This is a genomic window from Gynurincola endophyticus (assembly GCF_003991195.1).
GTDB lineage: Bacteria > Bacteroidota > Bacteroidia > Chitinophagales > Chitinophagaceae > Gynurincola > Gynurincola endophyticus.
On record NZ_RCWL01000002.1, the window covers coordinates 465,557 to 484,840 of the forward strand.

The 19,284-nt window shown below is 38.6% G+C and carries 13 protein-coding genes; 1 reads left to right on the top strand and 12 read right to left on the bottom strand.

The annotated features are described in order from the left end of the window. Position 1 precedes the first annotated feature (1 nt). The 3 genes from hisC to hisG are packed head-to-tail and all read right to left on the bottom strand — an operon-like array spanning position 2 to position 3,260. The gene (gene hisC / locus D9O48_RS06000; protein ID WP_126971621.1) at positions 2–1,057 is read right to left on the bottom strand and encodes a histidinol-phosphate transaminase; all 1,056 of its coding nucleotides are present in this window, start codon (positions 1,055–1,057) and stop codon (positions 2–4) included. A gap of 37 nt (positions 1,058–1,094) precedes the next feature. Continuing rightward, a complete protein-coding gene (gene hisD / locus D9O48_RS06005) occupies positions 1,095–2,381 on the bottom strand; it encodes a histidinol dehydrogenase (RefSeq protein WP_126971623.1) in 1,287 nt (428 codons plus the stop codon). Positions 2,382–2,396: 15 nt separating this feature from the next. Further along, positions 2,397–3,260 carry an ATP phosphoribosyltransferase gene (gene hisG / locus D9O48_RS06010; protein WP_126971625.1) on the bottom strand — a complete coding sequence of 288 codons (864 nt, stop codon included), beginning with the start codon at positions 3,258–3,260 and terminating at the stop codon, positions 2,397–2,399. A 266-nt stretch (positions 3,261–3,526) separates the two neighbouring features. On the opposite strand from hisG, the gene D9O48_RS06015 reads away from it, so the two are divergent. Beyond that, entirely contained in the window at positions 3,527–5,932 is a 2,406-nt protein-coding gene (locus tag D9O48_RS06015) for an alpha/beta hydrolase family protein (protein WP_126971627.1), read from the top strand. Positions 5,933–6,321: 389 nt separating this feature from the next. On the opposite strand, the gene D9O48_RS06020 is transcribed toward D9O48_RS06015, so the two are convergent. The 9 genes from D9O48_RS06020 to D9O48_RS06060 all read right to left on the bottom strand — a co-directional run bounded on the left by D9O48_RS06020 (position 6,322) and on the right by D9O48_RS06060 (position 19,274). Further along, a complete protein-coding gene (locus tag D9O48_RS06020) occupies positions 6,322–7,344 on the bottom strand; it encodes a glycoside hydrolase family 18 protein (RefSeq protein WP_126971629.1) in 1,023 nt (340 codons plus the stop codon). A gap of 28 nt (positions 7,345–7,372) precedes the next feature. Then, entirely contained in the window at positions 7,373–8,566 is a 1,194-nt protein-coding gene (locus D9O48_RS06025) for a heparan-alpha-glucosaminide N-acetyltransferase domain-containing protein (RefSeq protein WP_126971631.1), read from the bottom strand. A 7-nt stretch (positions 8,567–8,573) separates the two neighbouring features. Then, on the bottom strand, positions 8,574–9,353 hold the full coding sequence (locus tag D9O48_RS06030; RefSeq protein WP_126971633.1) for a ThuA domain-containing protein: 780 nt from the start codon (positions 9,351–9,353) through the stop codon (positions 8,574–8,576). A gap of 11 nt (positions 9,354–9,364) precedes the next feature. After that, a complete protein-coding gene (locus tag D9O48_RS06035) occupies positions 9,365–10,144 on the bottom strand; it encodes a ThuA domain-containing protein (RefSeq protein WP_126971635.1) in 780 nt (259 codons plus the stop codon). Positions 10,145–10,235: 91 nt separating this feature from the next. Then, positions 10,236–11,684, bottom strand: a complete 1,449-nt coding sequence (locus tag D9O48_RS06040; RefSeq protein ID WP_126971637.1) for a glycoside hydrolase family 30 protein — start codon at positions 11,682–11,684, stop codon at positions 10,236–10,238. A gap of 37 nt (positions 11,685–11,721) precedes the next feature. Next, positions 11,722–13,161, bottom strand: coding sequence for a glycoside hydrolase family 30 protein (locus tag D9O48_RS06045; RefSeq protein ID WP_126971639.1), 1,440 nt, complete (start codon positions 13,159–13,161; stop codon positions 11,722–11,724). Positions 13,162–13,178: 17 nt separating this feature from the next. Continuing rightward, positions 13,179–14,666 carry a DUF1735 domain-containing protein gene (locus D9O48_RS06050; protein WP_126971641.1) on the bottom strand — a complete coding sequence of 496 codons (1,488 nt, stop codon included), beginning with the start codon at positions 14,664–14,666 and terminating at the stop codon, positions 13,179–13,181. A gap of 42 nt (positions 14,667–14,708) precedes the next feature. Beyond that, positions 14,709–16,406: a RagB/SusD family nutrient uptake outer membrane protein gene (locus tag D9O48_RS06055; protein WP_126971643.1), complete on the bottom strand. Its 1,698-nt coding sequence runs from the start codon at positions 16,404–16,406 to the stop codon at positions 14,709–14,711. 27 nt (positions 16,407–16,433) lie between these two features. Further along, positions 16,434–19,274, bottom strand: a complete 2,841-nt coding sequence (locus tag D9O48_RS06060; RefSeq protein WP_199750510.1) for a SusC/RagA family TonB-linked outer membrane protein — start codon at positions 19,272–19,274, stop codon at positions 16,434–16,436. Positions 19,275–19,284 lie beyond the last annotated feature (10 nt).

The window sequence follows — 19,284 nt, forward strand, 5'->3', positions numbered from 1 at the left end:
TTTATACAGATTGATAAACTTTTAAAGCATTGAGTAATTGATTATTTTCAATAGTCGTTCCGATAGTGATTCTTAAACAGTCATTGCAAAGTATTACAGAAGATCTGTTTCTTACAACAATTCCTTTTTCAAGCAGATACTGATAAATACCATTTGCATCCGTAACTTTCACCAACAGGAAGTTTGCATCACTCGGATATACTTGTTCAACAACACGTAGTTCACTGAGTGATTTTTCTAATAAAGATCTTTCCGCTACTATATTCCTGATCATATCATTTACCTGTCCTACTTCTTCCAATGCTTTGATGATCCACTCCTGTGATGCCTGGTTGATATTATACGGAGGTTTTACTTTATTCATTACACTGATGATATTCTTTTGTGCAAAAGCCAGTCCTACTCTTAAAGCAGCCAATCCCCAGGCTTTCGAAAATGTTTGTAATACTACCAGTTGCGGGTATTCCTTAATATCCGGCACAAAACTTCTCTGGCGGGAGAAGTTGATATATGCTTCATCGATCACAACAATACCGAAATAATTATTGAGTATCATTTCAATGTCTTGCCTGTCAATACTATTGCCTGTAGGATTATTAGGCGAACAAATAAAAATCATTTTTGTATTGTCGTCGATAGCTTCTTCTATTGCCTGAAGGTCAAGTTGAAAACCAGGTGTTAACGGAATTTCACGTACTTCCACATCATTAATATGGGCACTGACCTCATACATTCCATAAGTAGGCGGACAGATAATAATATTATCCATTCTGGGCTCACAAAAGCTACGGATTAATACATCGATACACTCATCGCTGCCATTACCGATAAAGATTGTATCGGCGGGAGTTTGTTTGATGAAACTTAACTTTTCTTTTATAGCGATCTGCTGCGGATCCGGATATCGATTGTACCATTTGGTAAGCGGTGAACCTAAACCGTTTTCATTGGCATCTAAAAACACTTTTGCTTCTCCCTTAAATTCATCTCTTGCCGAAGAATAAGGAACCAGTTGTTTTATATTTTCCCTGATAAGGGCGTTTAAATCGAATTGCATGTTCTTTTTTTTAAAACCATTAAGTGTAAATAATGAATCAAGACTTTAATTCGTCTAACCTGATCGTAACAGCACGTGCGTGTGCATCTAATCCTTCAGCTGCTGCCATTAAAGCTACTGTATTACCAATATTTATCAATCCTTCTGTAGATAACCTTTGGTAAGTAATTTTTTTAACGAAGCTATCCACACTCACCCCGCTATACATTTTAGCAAAGCCATTGGTTGGCAAAGTGTGGTTTGTTCCGCTGGCGTAATCACCTACAGATTCGGGTGAATAATGTCCCATAAACACAGAACCTGCATTAATGACCTGCTCCGCCAATTGTTCAGCACAATCAGTAGCCAGTATAAGGTGTTCCGGTGCATATTCATTCAGCAGATCCATTGCTACCGGGTGATCAGCTATAACAACAGCCGTACTATTATTCATGGCTATTGCAGCTATTTCTTTTCTTGGTAATTGTTCGAGTTGCTTATCCAGTTCTTTCTCCACAGCCTCTATTATATTTTTTGAAGTAGCTACCAATAACACCTGCGAATCGGAGCCGTGCTCTGCCTGACTCAGTAAGTCAGCTGCAACAAAAGCAGGAACAGCTGTATCATCTGCATAAATTGCTACTTCGGAAGGACCTGCAGGCATATCGATTGCTACCCCGTCTAACTGTACCAATTGTTTAGCACAGGTAACATATTGATTGCCGGGTCCGAATATCTTATATACTTTAGGAACAGTTGCTGTACCATATGCCATTGCACCGATTGCCTGCACTCCACCTATTTTAAAAACATTGGTAATGCCTACTAATTTTGCAGCAAATAATATAGCGGGATGCACTTTACCTGTTTTTGCAGGAGGCGTACACAAGATAACTTTTTTACAACCGGCAATGGCGGCAGGTATTCCCAACATAAGAATAGTAGAGAATAAAGGAGCCGTACCGCCCGGAATATAAAGTCCTACTTTTTCAATACCCACCTGTTTACGCCAGCAGCTAACCCCGTGCATTGTTTCAACAACTGTGATAGCGGTCGTTTGGGTTTCATGGAAAGTGCGGATATTTTCATAAGCTGTGAGAATGGCTGTTTTCAGTTGATCATTGAGGAGTTGTTCTGCTTCAATAAATTCATCAGCAGTTACTTCAAATTTAGTCAGCGCAACTTTATCGAATTGTAAAGTATATTCAGCAACAGCCTGATCACCCTTTTCACGAACAGCCTGTAATACGTTACGAACCGTATCCGTAAAATTTAATGAATCGTTGGTGGGGCGTTTGAGAATAGTATTCCATTGCTCTTTCGCCGGTTCTATATATAATTTCATAGCAGATCGGTAAACTTAAACAATCATTTTTTCAATCGGAACCACGAGAATACCTTCTGCCCCTGCTTCTTTCAATTGCTCAATAATATCCCAGAATGTATCTTCACTCAGTACGCTATGTACAGAACTCCAACCTTCTATTGCCAGAGGTAATACAGTAGGGCTTTTCATTCCCGGTAATAAACCGATGATCTGGGTAAGTTGATCATTGGGAGCGTTCAGAAGAATATATTTATTTTTCTGAGCTTTTTTAACAGCACGGATGCGGAAGAGCAGTTTCTGAAGAATAAGTTCCTGTTCAGAAGATAATGCAATATTACTGATCATTACCGCCTGTGATTCAAGAATGGTTTCTACCTCTTTCAAACCATTCATGAACAAAGTAGAGCCGGAACTCACCAGGTCAGCTACCATATCGGCCAGCCCGATACCGGGTGCAATTTCTACAGAGCCTGAAATTTCATGTATGTCAGCAGTGACATTGTGTTCTTTTAAAAACTCCTGTAAAATAAAAGGATAACTGGTGGCAATTTTTTTACCCTGTAATGACTGAACACCTTCGTACTCCTCAGCTCTGGGAATTGCCAGCGACAGCCGGCATTTTCCGAATCCGAGGGCTTCTACTACAAAAGCCTTTTTATTCTTTTCTTGAAGCACATTTTCACCTACAATACCGATATCAGCCACCCCGTCTTCAACGTATTGAGGAATATCATCGTCTCTTAAAAAGAACACTTCCAGCGGAAAGTTATCCGCTTCAGTGCGCAGACGATCTTTTACATTTCTCAATTGAATACCACATTCTTTGAGTAATTGAACAGAGTCTTCATATAACCGTCCTGACTTCTGGATGGCGATTTTTAGTCTTATTTGTGACATTATCTTCAATTTTCTTAATTCAGTAAATAAAAAAAGGGCTTACCTGTGGTAAGCCCTCAAATATATTGGCACTAGACATAGCACCACCGGCCTACCTCCTGAGGTAAGTATGATGATGATGAATGCTATGGATGTTTTGAATCATGAACTCAAAGGTAGGGAAGCTGATAATAACCGCCAAAAAAAATAAAAATGTTGAAAAATGGGGGAAATATGAAATGAATAAAAGTTTAATTTGCAAGGATTAACAACTAAAAAGTTCGATCATGAGATTTTTAAATGCCATTGTGGTTTTACTGCTGGTTGGTTTGTTTGCCCAAGCCCAGGAAGGCTACCAAAAGCCACCACAAGTAATTGCCGACTTGTTATTAGCCCCTTCTACCCCTTCGATCAATATCTCGAAGAATGCAGAATGGATGATTCAAACAACTCGTGACAATTACATATCTGTTGAAGAATTAGCTCAACCCGAGCTTAGAATTGCAGGTTTAAGAATTAATCCTAATAACTTTAGCTTAAGCCGCCAAAACTTTAATCACCATATCACGATTGAAAATATCAAAGAAAAAAAGGTATATGAAATTGAAGGTTTGCCAAAAGATCTGTTAGCTGGTGGTGTTAGCTGGAACGGTTCTCAAACTAAGTTTGCGTTCACAAATAACACAAACAATGCAGTAGATTTATATGTAGTAGACATTGCTACTAAAAAAGCAACGAAAGTAAATAAAACTCCTCTGAACACTATCTTAGGCGGCAGCTTCAGATGGTTAGGAGAAAATACAATTCTTTATACAGGTACAATTGCTCCTGCTACGAATGCACCTAAATCTAACCTGAAACCTTCAGGACCTACGATTCAGGAATCAGTTGGTAAAGCAGCGCCTGTTCGTACTTATCAGGATCTGATTAAGTCACCATATGATGAGCAGTTATTCAAATTCTATGCAACTACTCAATTAATCATTAATGAAAACGGTACTGAAACCAAATTAGGAACGCCTGCACTTTATTCTTCAGTAAATGCTTCTCCTAACAATCAGTATTTATTATTAACGATTTTAAAAGAAGAGTTTTCTTATTTAGTTCCTGCCAATGGTTTTTCACGTACCATTTTCATTTGGGATACTAAAGGAAATGTTGTTAAGAAAGTAGTAGAATTACCTTCTACAGAAAATAATCCTGCAGGTTTTGACAATGTTGGTAATTACGACAGAGGTCATACCTGGAGAAATGATAAAGCTGCTTCTTTAGTGTATGTAAAACCTCTTGATGGTGGTATTTATAAAAATAAAGAAGACTTCCATGACGAGGTATTCCAATTAGATGCTCCGTTTAACGGCCAGCCTGTTTCTTTAATAAAAACAGCATGGAGATATGGTGGTATCACCTGGCACAATGACGAGATCGCTTTACTCAATGAAAGCTTCCGCTCAAAACAAATGAGCAGATTAAGTTTATTGAACATCAAAAACGGTTCTACTGAAGTATTAATTGAGCGTTCATCAAACGACTTATATGGTAATCCGGGTATGCCTGTTACTACTCAAAATGAATATGGCGAACCTGTTTTAAAGCTCATTGAAAAAGGTAAAAAGATCTTATTAAACAATGCTACAGGTTCTTCACCTAAAGGTGACTTACCATTCTTAGCTACTTTTGATTTAAAAACCAAGAAGAGTGATATTATCTGGAGAGCTTCAGAGGGCACTTTTGAAGTAATTACCGGTTTTATCGATATCGATAACCTGGTATTCATTACCCGCAAAGAAACTCAAACAGATGTACCTAACTACTATATCAAAAATTTAAAGAAAAGAATTGCTGATGTTAAGTTAACCGACTTTGCCAATCCATACCCTGCATTAGTAGGTGTAAGCAAAGAGAAAATTTCTTACAAAAGAGCTGATGGTGTAAGCTTAACCGGCGATTTATATTTACCAAAAGGATATAATGCTGCTAAAGATGGTCCTTTACCGGTATTAATGTGGGCATATCCGAGAGAATTCAATTCTGCTGCTGATGCTGCGCAGGTTAGAGGTTCTCAATACAAATTCACTACTTTAAGCTGGGGTTCTCCTATTTATTGGGTAACGCAGGGTTATGCAGTTTTGGATAATGCAGAAATGCCTATCGTTGCAAAAGATGCAAACAGCAAACCTAACGACAACTTTGTTGATCAGTTAAAGTTAAACGCTGAAGCTGCTATTCAACATCTTTCAAAGTTAGGAGTAGGTGATCCGAAAAGAGTAGCAGTAGGTGGCCATAGCTATGGCGCTTTCATGACAGCCAATCTTTTAGCACATACCAATTTGTTCAAAGCTGGTCTTGCACGCTCAGGTGCTTACAACAGAACATTAACACCGTTCGGCTTCCAGAATGAAGACAGAACTTATTGGCAGGCTCCTGAATTATATTACAATATGAGTCCATTTAGTTTTGCAGATAAAATCAAGACACCTTTATTGATGTTACACGGCGATACTGACGAAAACTCAGGTACTTTCCCTATTCAGAGTGAGCGTTTATTCAACGCTATCAAAGGTACGGGTGGTGTAGTAAGATTAGTTTTCTTCCCTTATGAGGGACACGGTTATAAAGCCAAAGAAAACATTTTACATGCTTTATACGAACAACACCAATGGTTAGAGAAATATGTAAAAAATGCTAAATAATAAAAAAACCTCCTTAGGGAGGTTTTTTTTATGCAATAAACCACCATTGAGAAAACGATTGTTTGACGTCTGATCTGGTAGATACGCCTATTCTAACCAAAAAAAGTAGCAACACGATCAAACAGAGATAATTTTTTTTGAATCTAAGGTTGCTGGTGATACGTATATAATTGAATAACAACCTGTTTCTGATTCACTTTTCTATCAATAGCTGAGGTCGTTCCATAGATGTCATTTTTTTCACATAAGTATGCAACGGTTGGGTAATAGTAGTGGTCAATCAGAAAGATTAGTTTTAAATTAATAGGGTTGTTTTAGAGCTGAATCCAGCTTAAAAAGAGATGCTTCTGCATCTCTTTTTTTATAATATACACAATATCAATAAATTACTATTTTTTATTAACTACTTCATTATACACGAGTTTTGATAATGTACCCTGCTCGTCATCTCCTGCAAATTCCCAATACATGGCACCTAACAAACCTTTTTCTTTAATCATATCACATTTCAGCTTGATTGATTCCGGTGTTTCATAAGTACAAACCATCTCTCCTTCTTTATTTACCAGATAAGCAGCTTTGGCTACATCATCCCATCTGCTTTCAACACCGGTCAATTGAGGAATGTTTTTAAAATCTACAAAATCTTTCACTTCTTTCTTATTACCGCGACCGTAAAAAGGAATACCCAACACTAATTTTTCTGCCGGCATTCCTGCACGGATATGCGCTTCTACAGCCTCTACACAAGAAGTTCCGCCAGTCATTTCTGAACGGTACAATGCAGCATGGTGTTTTGGCGGACGTGCTCCGTCGTAAGTCATGATATTTACAAAATCAACTACTTTATTCACTTCTACAAAATCGATGTATTGTGCAGTCAGCACAGTTGCCAGTGTCAGTAATTTCTTTTTCCCAATTGCTTTTCTTATATCCTGCATCAATAAGGTAAAGTTTTGAGTATCTTCAGGTGCAGCAGAAATACCGGCAGCATTACTGGTAGGATATTCCCAATCGATATCTATTCCATCAAGGTTGAAATCTTTCACCACCTTTGCACAATCGTTGGCAAACGATTTACGCAATTTTGCATCTTTAGCCATTTCGCTGAACCGCCCGCTTCCCCAACCACCGATCGACAATAACACTTTCAGATCATTCCCGGCATTCTTTAGCCCGACTACCTGTTTTAATCGTTGTGGATTATCAATACGAACACCGTCAAATGTATTATTCACGTGACCAAAAGCGTAGTTGATATGGGTAACAATGCCCGGGTCAGGAATTTCTTTTGTCCAGGAAGTAACATAAGCCACTACCACTTTACCGGAATTACTTTTTTTATTATTAGCGATCAGAACGATACATGGTATCGACAACGCCATAAGAATAAAATAAAATATCTTTTTCATGAGTATCTGTTTATAAATGAGCGAATGGTTATAATTTAAGTTTGATATAAAGTTTTGACAATACATAAGCAAACAGTATCATCAATACCGACCATACCACAGAGCCGCCAACTGCCAGTAACATATTGTGTTCTTGCTTGTAAAAGAAGAGAGGGATACTGAATCCCCAGCACATAAAATATACCATATCGGGTGCCAGATAGGTTGTGAGGGAATTTTTACCGGCTATTTCAAAAAGGCCGCTCCAGCTTACCACTTTTTTAATGTCTGTTAAATAATATACTCCAACAAACAACAGAATACTGATTCCGTTACAGATCATTGCCCAACTGGGTGTACCATAAATTTTAGAGATAATAAACCAATGGCGGAGTATAAATCCTGCAGCTACACAAACAACTCCCATCACGAGCAATTGTTTCAGAAGCTTTGACCTGTTTTGTTTGCCTGTTTTAATGAGAATACCTGCTGTTAATCCCGCTAAAGTAACAGAAGGCACATTACCACTTAAAACGACCCCGAATATTTTTCCTGCCCATCCGCTGAAGTGCACCAGACCGGCTTGCGTAAGAATATTAAGCAATAAAAATGATAAAAAGAAGAGTAGACTAAGCTTAAAGTTATCGGAAGTAACCAGGTATGCCAGAGCAGCTACCAGATATCCCCAACCGATTAAACCAAGAATACCCCACCATCCTATTTCGAGCCATTGAGTATTTTCGGGAGTTCCGGCTTTGAAAACAGCTACAAGACAAATCAATCCTGCTGCACCGATCATTTGCAAAGCATTGAAAAGGGCCTTATATTTCGATTTTTGAGGATAAAAATTCCAGATCAGGAAAATACATACATAAACCAGCGCCTTCCACCATAAGCCTGAAATACCCGTCAGCTGCGGATTGATTCTATCACCGTTTAAAATCACCACACCAATAATAATCAGGCTGACCGATCGAACGAGTATGTGTAACAGTAAACTACCGGAAGAACTATTTACTTTTCTCCGGGCAGCCATTGCAAACGGTACTGATAGGCCTACCATAAACAGGAAGCCGGGAAACACCCAGTCGGCCAGTCCCATACCATCATAAGAAGCTTCGGTATGCACCATCCATTTCGGTACGCCCGGTGTATACAGGTCATTTACAAAAAGCATTAAAAAGAGTGTGATACCACGCATGATATCGATAGACACCAATCTGTTTAAAGAAGTATTTGTCATTATTCAATTATTTTAAAAATACATCTCCCTTTTTGTCACTGGCCACTACCCATCTGAAGGCATCAATAATAAGCATATTTTGGGTAGCATCAGAGAATATATTGTCGCCATGCCCCATATTCAGATAAATCATTCGGTAATCAGTATTCGTCCACACAACAGGAGTATCACCATCCGGTAGAATATCTTTCAGGCCCAATGGATAATTATCTTTTGACAAGCTGGCGAATACTTTCACTTTTTTATTCAACCGGGGGCTCGGTTTCCATTGATACCATTCATTAAGAGGTGCAATAAAGCTGGCTGGCAATGCTTTGGTTACAGGGTGTGTATGTTCTTCAATTACAATTTTAGCAGGTAAGGGCGGCCAGCTGTTTCTATTAAATACAGCTCCACCTAAAAAATTTACAAACCATGGCCAATGAGTAGTTCTGTCATTATAAGCCGCTACGTGAAACCCCATCCATCCGCCACCATTTTCCATATACTTTTCAAATGAGGCTCTTTGCTCCTTACTATGTGGAAAATCATTAATCATCATTACCAGCTGATATTCTTTTAGCTTTTCATCATTCAGATCAGACATTCTGCTGGTGGTATCGAAAACAAAACCGTCACCGATGGTCAGATTACTGAAAAACTTAATAGCATCATTGGCAAAGTCTACGTGTGCCGGTTCTACCTGTTTATTATAAAATGCCAGCACTTTAAATCGTGGGAACCGTTGAGATTGTGCTGTTATTCCCCATATTAACAAAGCAGCAAATAGCAAAAATCGTTTATTCATTTCATTTATTTTTAATTCTTCAGTGCCCATACTATTGCATTTGCAAACATTGTTGTAAATGCTTCATTCCGCAGAAGTTCTTCTCCATGGCCCATTAAAAAATATACATTTCGGGCTTTTTTGTTTTCATTTGACCAGATTACCGGATGATCACCCATTTTAATATCAGAAGCTGGCTGATAAGAATTCTCATCTACATTGGCTAATACATTTACTTTTCCCCGAGGGCTTTTATCAAACGTATACCATTCATCATTGGGTACTGAAAAAACTTCCGGCAAATTTTTCATTACCGGATGTTTTCTATTTTCAATATACACGTTTGCAGTAGCTTTTCGGGCGATATAGTTTTTGAAAAGAATTTCTCCCATAAAATCAGAAAACCACTTCCATAAAGGATATCCATCAAACTCACCCAGTAATGTAGCGTGATGAAATCCGATCCAACCACCGCTGCCCTCATCGATGTATTTTTCAAATGCGCTCATAGTTTTGTCTGTCCAGTTATAAGGCGGATAGTTTAACTGAATGAATAACCTGTATACATTCAGGTTTTCATTTTCGATTTCCCGGGGGTGATTAATGACTCTGAGTTCGAGTTTATTTTTTTGGGCAAATTCCTGCAGCCAGTTTAATGCCGCTACAACAAATCCTTCATGCAAACCACCCCGCTCGGTTAAAACCAATACTTTCTTTTGAACCGGTTTATCATTCAAAGAACCGGCAACGGATAATTGAATGATAAAACAGAACAGCATTATTACCGGTAGTATTTTTTTAAAAATTTTCATAGCTTTAAATCGGATAAACAATAAGAGGCGGCTACAATGTTTTACAACTGCTGCCACCTCTATCAAACTTTAACACTAAATGAGAAAACTACTACATTAATATTGTTTGAATGGAGTGTGCCGGAGACTGAACTTCTACAGCTTTTCCATCAATAGACAAATTATAATTCATTTCCTCTTCACCTTTATTCATCACAACAACTACTACACTACCATCTGTATTTTTGAAAGCAGTAGTAAGTAAATCAGTACGATTTGAAGACGAAATAATACGTTTTGCACCAGGTCGGATAAACTTAGAAAAATGTCCGATATAGTAGTAAGCATTGGTATAAATCAGTTCGTTTGTTTGAGTATTAGCATGTATTGGTGCGAAACAAAAATTGCCTACGTGGTTTGGTCCGCCGTGTTCATCCAATAAGATATTCCAATCGGTCCATGCCACAGTACCTGCATTAAAGTCGTTGATCATTGACAGGCCATATCTTTCTCCAAGACTCCAGTTATAAATACTATCCATCGAGAATTTTTCTTTACATCCTTCGGTGAATATCAAATTTTTGGTAGGAAAAGCTTCGGCGGTTCTCTTTAAATTGTCGAACATCATATCACTGCCCGTCCATGTTTCATACCAGTGAAAACCGATACCCCATACATACTTAGCTACTTCCGGATCTCGTAAGGTAGTGCTGGCACGCTGATAAATCAAATCGCGGTTATGATCCCAGATAATGAGTTTTTTATCAGACATTTTATTCGCTTTCAAAACAGGACCTAATGCTGTTTTTATAAAATCAGCTTCTTCTTCAGCTGTGTAGATACAGCTTTCCCATCGTTGTGTTGCCATGGGTTCATTCTGAACAGATAATCCCCATACAGGAATTCCTTCTTTTTGAAGTTCATTGATATATTTCACATAATAATTGGCCCATGACTGGTAATATTTTTTCAATAGCTTGCCACCTTTCAGCATATTATTATTGTCTTTCATCCAGGCCGGTGGGCTCCACGGGCTGATATACAGATTCAAATTACCTCCGGTAGCAGCCATTGCTTTTTTGATCATCGGTAATTTGTATTGTTTATCATGTTGAATATCGAATGTTTTCAATGCTTCGTCATTATCAGCCACGTAAGTATACATGTCGCTTGAAAAATCGCAACTATTCATGTTAGTTCTGGCCAGTGAATAGCCGATTCCTTTATTTAAGTCGTAATAGGCATGCAGCAATTCCTGTTGTTTATCTTTCGAAAGTTTAGCAAAAGTTTCAGCCGAAGCGTCAGTAATAGCTCCACCGATACCGGTAAATTGCTGAAAGGTTTTAGAAGGATCAACAAAGATACAAACCTGCGTTTCCAAAGGCTGCTCCAGTTTAATAAACTCCTTATCGAGATTCTTTTCAGCCAGTCGCTGATTGGTATGCTGTGCTGTTGTAAAAACTTTAATGTTTTTTTTGGGGGCACGAGGTAGTTGTTTTACAAAGGCCATCAAACCCAGAGTAACGGCAACTGTCAGCACATAGATGATTGTCTTCTTCATAATTCTATTAAATTTCTATTGATAGTAACGGGCCATTCTACCACTCCATGGTAACTGCAGCATTTGCAGGAATGATATAGTTAGCCCGTTTATTTTTAAAATTTACGCTGAAAGATTTATCGCTGCTCTGCTCATTCAGTACAATTAAAACTTTTTTACCTTCGGGTGTAACGAATGCCACATTAGACAAACCGGTTATTTCTGAACTATTTATTCTTTTAGAGCCTGCAGGCACAAATTTAGAAGCATGCGCTATGATGTAATAAGCAACATTACGGTTAATCGTCTGGCCATTGATCGTTAATGCACCTTTGCACATGGTACAACCTCCCGGAGTATGCGGTCCGAATGAAGGATCATTTGCAAGATTCCACTCTAATGCGATTTTGCTCCAGTTCTTCATCGTACCGATAATTACATTCTTAATATGCCATTGAAAGTCTCCGCTGAATGCACCGTTAGAACCGGTCCATTGCTCTGTGAAATACAGATTTTTATCAGGATGTGCATTATGAACAGTGCTCATCGCACTTACCTGTCCGTTATACAAGTGAAACGCAGAACCGTCAATATATTTTTTTGCTTCCGGATCATTTAATATAGAAATCGGATACTGTGGATTATCGAGGTTATGATCGTAGATGACTATTTTAGTTTGGATACCCGCGGCCTGAAATGCAGGACCTAATGCATCTTTAATAAAGTCGCGTTGTTGTTCGGCCAGCATCAGCAGGCTAGGATTATTACCAGGATGTAAAGGTTCGTTCTGCGGAGTGAGGGCGTCGATCACTATACCTTCATTTTTCATTGCCTGAATATACTTCACCAGATATTTTGCATAGGAAGCATACAGTTCGGGTTTTAAGCTTCCTCCTTTGGTTGAACCGTTATCTTTCATCCATGCCGGCGGACTCCATGGGGAGCCCATAATTTTAATCTTCGGATTAATAGAAAGGATTTTCTTTAAAACAGGAATCAGATCAACTTTATCAGGAGCTATACTAAATTTCTCCTGTTCAATGTCTGTTTCACCGGCTGGTAAATCATTGTAGCTGAAAACGGCAGGGTCCAGATCAGAAGCACCCACACTGATACGGAGGTAGTTTACACCGATAGAAGATTCATTTCTTCCGAATAGTTCATTCAGCAATGCCATTTTTTTAGACTCTTCGAGCTGATTGATCAAAGTAGCGCTGCCACCGGTTAAAGTATAGCCGAAGCCATCTACTTCCTGATAAACCGTGGTACTGTCTATATGAATGGCATCAATTTCTGCGGTACCGGTCACAAAACTTATCTGATTGGCTTTCGACAACAATACCGTAGAATCGGCTTTAGTAAGCCATACCGTTACGTTACCCTGATTGGCAGGTAAGGGAGGGGGTTCTTCCCCTCCACCTGCCGGTTTTTTGCACTGAGCTCCTAATAATGTTGTAGAAACTAAAACAACACCAATAATATTCATTCTCTTTATCATAATCTATAAGCTTTATTTTATGGAACTCTTCTCAAATCAATATTAGAAGCAGTAATACCTTGTGCTCCTAAATCTGCTCCCCCTGATTTAATAACAACATACATTGTTTGTGTAGCCGTGGCAGTAAACACACCACCATTTCCGGCACAAGCAATAGAAGACAGTTGTGCGTCAAATGCCGATTTACCACAACCTGTCCAGGTATTTAATGCCAATAAGCTACCGCCACTGCTATAATCACTACCCTGAACCGGTGCAGCAGTACCTACATACACTTCATACCATACATCAGTAGCGCCGGACCCTTTTACGCGCATGTCAATTTTATATTTTTTTCCGGCTCTTACTTCTATAGCCTGGTAGGCGCCGGCATGTCCCCAACTACCTCCTGTAGCTTTGATACTACCATCATCATTAATCGTGAAAACAACGTTATTGTCATTATTAATCGTCAGATTGGTCCATCCCTGTGGATCTAAAAGATTTACCGGAGGTTGCGCTTCATCGAGTAAAGAGTCGACGTCAAAATAAATCAATACCTGATCAGCATCGGGGTTAATTGAAAACTCCGAACTGTTTTTCAATTTAAGGCCCAGCACCGCTTTCTGACCACTATATTGGTCAAGGTTATTGATTTTTATTTTTGGAATTACATTACCATTAATTCCGTCACTGGTTCTGGATAAAGTTACTTCTGTATCTAAAGAATAATCAAGTGGAGATAATGTTACAGTATTGGCAGGTAATGCACCTGATTGAATCATATCGGCAATTTTACTATTGTCAACTTCTACATTCACCGTAAAATTTCCTAAATCAGCACTACCGGCACGTTGAATATTCACTGGTATGTTAACCTCATTGTCGGTAGTATTTACTGTAAAGCTGGTATTAGCAACATTTATAACCGGATTATTTCCTGCATTTGCTTCGGTAAATTGCACCGGCCCTGCCAATGAGTTTACATTAAAGAACAGCACGACATTATCCATTTCTTCATTGATTGTATATCTGGAAGTACCTGAAATTTTAAATCCGATTGCCACATGCTGACCAATATATTGTTCTAACTGATCAATTTTAATACGTGGTAACAAATTTCCTTTCATCATATCGTGCTCTACAGTAAGTGTAACATCCTCCTGAAAAGTAAAGCTAGCCGCATCTAACACTACAGTATTAACCGGTAATGCTCCAGACTGAATTAATGCTTCAATAGTACTCACATCGGCAGTAACTTTTACAGTAAATGGTTCAGAACCTGCTTGCCCGCCCCTGAAAATTCTGATAGGGAAATCAGCAGTTCTTTCATTTCTGTTAATCGACAGATCAGTACCGGATAAGCCATTAATAATACCATTATCCGTACCGTTTAAAAAGTAAACCTTGAAAGGTTCGTTGCCCGAAGCTTTCGGACCTTCCAGTAATTCCTGTTTACAGCTATAGCCGAATAAAAGGCAGATAGCTGACAGAAAAAAGATGTTATATTTTTGAAATTTTATCATCGCTCATAAATTGAATGGTGATCACTGAAATGCTTTTAAAGTTTATTCCCAACCAGGATTTTGCGTCCATTGAGTAATGTTAATTTCAGTTTGCGGAATAGGATACCAGTTCATTTTTTCATGAAAAATCCTGTCTTCCAGTTTAATAACATTATAGGTAAAAGTGCCTGTTCCGGTTTTCTGAATTACAATTCTATTCAGAGGAGTTTTGAAGTAAGTGGTAGCTTTATCCCATCGACGGGCATCCCAGAAACGTTTATTTTCAAAACCTAACTCAACATTTCTTTCTCTTTCAATAGCTTCCTGATTTAACTGTGAAGAGTTAAGCGCCGGCATACCAACTCTTTGACGTACGGTATTAACAGCGCTCAGGGCTGTCATTCCAAAATTACCGGGGTCAGCGGTAGCACCATAAGCATTGAACATGGCTTCAGCATAGTTCAACAAAATTTCTGCATACCTGAAATAAACCCAGTTGTGATTAGAAGTAGTTCCGTTCACCAGATCAATAGAAGGATTTACCCATTTAGAGAGATAGTACCCGGTTTTAGTAGCATTCAATTTTGGCAAACCACTATTACCTCCGGTAAATGTTTCAATGGTAGTAGCCTTAAAAGTTGCATTATTGGTAATAACTGTGTATTGCAGGCGCGGATCTCTGTTTTGATAAGGATTTACTGCATGAACAGCATCAGACCAGTTGAATGGTACAGATTCTGTAACATTTCCTGAACCATCTTTTATCAATACTTCAAATTGGTCAACAAAATTCTGAGATGGTGTTATACTGTTTCCATTACTGTTTTCAAAAACAATAGGAAAATTATTTTGCTCCATCCAGTTCAGGGCGCCATATCTTTTATAAAATATGAGCTCCTGCGTATTGGCATTATCAGGTCCGAAAAGTTTTGAATAGGACGCATCTAAAGCATAGCGGTTCATGTTAATCACTGCATAGGCAGCGCTGGCAGCATCAGCCCAGGTAATAGTAGAACCGGCGGCTCTGTATAAAGGACTTGCCCCATACAATAAAACCTGTGACTTTAAAGCTCTGATAGCCCCGTGCGTGATGCGACCATCTTCATACCATGATGCATTCAAAACAGCCGGTATGATACCTGAAGCCTCATCACATAAAGCAGCAATATAGCGGATACATTCATCTAAAGAATTACGTTGAGCATTTTTCCAGGTACTTTCATCTTCATACACCATTGCTTCTTCAAAAATAGGAACAGCACCGTAACGTTTCACTAATTCAAAATAGAAAAAGGCTTTCAGAAACAATACTTCGCCTTTCATGTATTTCACATTATCACGAGCATTGTAGTAAGCAGAAGAATCTACCCCGACGATACCGTTTTTAATATAATCAATATCTATTTTATGCATGTTCTTCAGAAAGAGATTTGCATTCTGAATAGCTTCAAAGTTACGGGTCCAGATATTATCCGGATTGGTATACTGATTCCAGATTCCCATATTAAAAGCCTGAGAACCGGCCCCGGGACTGGTACTTTCTGCGTTGTCTGTAGCAGCTTCCATATGCAGGTTAGCAAAACCGTCTGGCAAATAACTGTAAACATTCCAGAGTGCGCTTTGTGCATAAGAATAGTTTGTGTACATCTGTTCAATGGTAATATCTGCATTAATTTTTCTGACATCCAGAAAATCTTTATTGCAACCGTTGAGAACGACGACAAAGAATGATATAGTAAGAATATAAATATAGCGTTTCATGTAAACTGATTATTTAAGATGAATACATTAAAGCTTTACTTTCAAGCCTAAGGTAACAGCCCTCATTAAAGGATATCCCATAGATAATCGTTCAGCTTCGAGATCTTCGATTTTATCCCATGTAAAAAGATTGGTTCCGTTTACAAATACCCGTACGTCATCAAGTTCTTTTATCAAAGAAAAAGTGTATCCCAGTTCTATACTTCTTAGTTTAAAGAAATTACCGTTACGTAACCAGAAATCAGACTGTTGATCATTGTTTGCATTACTCAGGGTAGATAAGCGTGGGTAAGTGGCGGTATTGGCAGTCTGTGGCGTCCAGCTGTTTTGAGAAAAAACAGTCATGTTATTATTGTTCACAAACGGATGCGTATAAATGTATGCATCATCCAACAGGCTAACCGTACGGTTCATTACACCTTGTAAGAATGCGTCAAAATCAAATCCTTTGTATCTGAACCCTAAATTAAAACCTAAGGTAATCTCAGGTAATTTTGCAAATCCCATCGGAATTTTATCCATATCATTGATAACACCATTTCCATCCTGGTCTTTAAACTTCATATCGCCGGGTTTTACCGTAGCATAAGAAGAAGACACGGTGCCTGGCAATAAGATACCTGTGGCATCAAAATCAGACTCCTGGTAGAAGCCGTCAAAAGCTAATCCTTTAAATTGGTCGAGACGAAAATTTCTAGAGTAGAGATAATCGTAAGGTTGAATTGCTTCAGATCGTTTGGTGATTTTATTTCTTGCAAAAGCTGCTGAAACGCGCAGATAATGCCGGAAGGCTTTTTCATTTTCTTCATAAGCTAATGATATTTCGAAGCCTTTATTTTGTACTTCCCCGGTATTCAGGAATTGTAATAAAAAGCCTGTGTATCCCGGAACCAGTGCATCCGGTCGTTCGAGAATACCTGTTCTTTTTTCAGAGAATAAATCAACAGTACCTTTCAGTTTTTTTAACACGGTTATATCAATTCCCAGGTTCAGAATGGTTTTGGTTTCCCATCCGAATGCTGCATTAGAAACAGCCCCTTCTCTTCTACCACCTCTGAAAATATTATCGGAACCAACAGTCCAACCCCCACCGCCGGCAGCCCATTGCTGATATAAAAATCTATAGGCTTCATTATCGTTTCCTACTTTTCCCCAGGTGGCTCTCAGTTTTAAATGGTCAACAGTATTGCTTGAACTAAGGAATGATTCGTTCGACAAAACCCATCCTAATCCTACTGAAGGAAAAAATCCGTATCTGTTTCCTGGTGCAAAGTCAGTAGAACCATTGTACGAAGCAGCTACATCAAAAAGATAGGTATTATCATAATCGTATGAAAAGCTACCTGAAAGAGCCTGGTGTCTGAGTTGATATACCAATCCATTTTTGCTATAGTTCTGACGTTTCGCCAGTAAACCTGCATTATAAGTGCTTTTGCCGAAGGTTCTGTTATACTCTAATCCGATCTGGAAAGTGTTCCTGTTCCAGTGGCTGGTTTCCCCTTCATTAATAGTTTCACTGATATTACCTCTTTGGATATATACGACATTTCCGTCTCCATCCAATACAGGCTGATCGTTGGCATCTTTATTAATTTCATATGCCGGCACGCTGAACTGCTTCTGATAAAATCCAACATATTGGTTACTGAAAGAAATTCCACCTTTCAATGCTAATCCGGAAGTAATAACATCCAGTTTTTCAGTAAAAGCCATATTCGTTTGCAGGTTTCTTGTATGTGAATTCCATATACCGAAACGTTGCAAACGTTGTACTGGGTTAAAATTATAAGCAGAAGAGATACCCCATGAGCCATTAGGGTTAACAACCGGAAAAGCAGATGCCGGTGTTCTCAATAAGTTATCGAACAACTGAGTAGCAGTAAATCCGGCCGGAGTATTTTTATCTTCCGTAATAGCAGTAATATTAGCAGTTACAGAAAGATTTTTACTTAACTGTAAATCAACATTACCTCTCAGGTTGATTTTATTATACCGGGCATTGGTTCCAAAATCCTTATCAATAGCAGTAGCATTATTATACAATCCGGTAAAATCTGTATAATTCATTAATACAAAATATCTGGCCCGCTCACCGCCACCTCTGAATGATAAATTGTAATCCTGAATAGTAGAAGTATTTTTCAACATTTCTTTGTACCAATCTACATTCGGGTGAAACGGATCATTGTTTGCTTTATAAGCTTCAGTATTGGGATACTTAACAGGTAATCCGTCATTTTGTAAAGCCATATTGTAATGAGTGGTATAATCATATGCATTCATTACCTGCGGCAGATCTATTACACTTTGAATACCATATCTGGCATTGGCGGTTATTTTAATTTTATCATTTACATTTCCGGAAACGGTCTTAAACCAAAGTACACCGGCACCGCCTTGCAAACCGAATTGAGATAAAGCAACTGCATCTTTAAACAGGGTAATTGATTCAATTTCGTAAGGAGACAGAGAACTGATCGCATTCAAATCAACTTCAAAACCATCTAAATAAATTACAACACGATTGCCTGCAATGTTCCAGCTACTTTGGCCACGCAAATAAAGCGTAGGGTTATCATAACCCGGTTCACCTGAGCCAGTTACCACTGTTAAACCAGGTATTCTTCCCTGCAATGTATTCAGCAGGTTACCAACCATCATTCGTTGCAGTTCTTTTCCTGATAAAGTAAAGATGGCACCGGTTCTGTGTTTAATAACAGATACCGATGTAGAGTCTTCATAAGTAGACACCTTCATCAACCGCTCCTGAGGCTGAATGGCCACCGGTTCTGTTTTTTGCGCCTGCGTAGAGAGGCTCATCAAACCGGTTAAGGCACAGGTTATTATTTTTGTATATATTTTTTTCATTTTTTTCGTC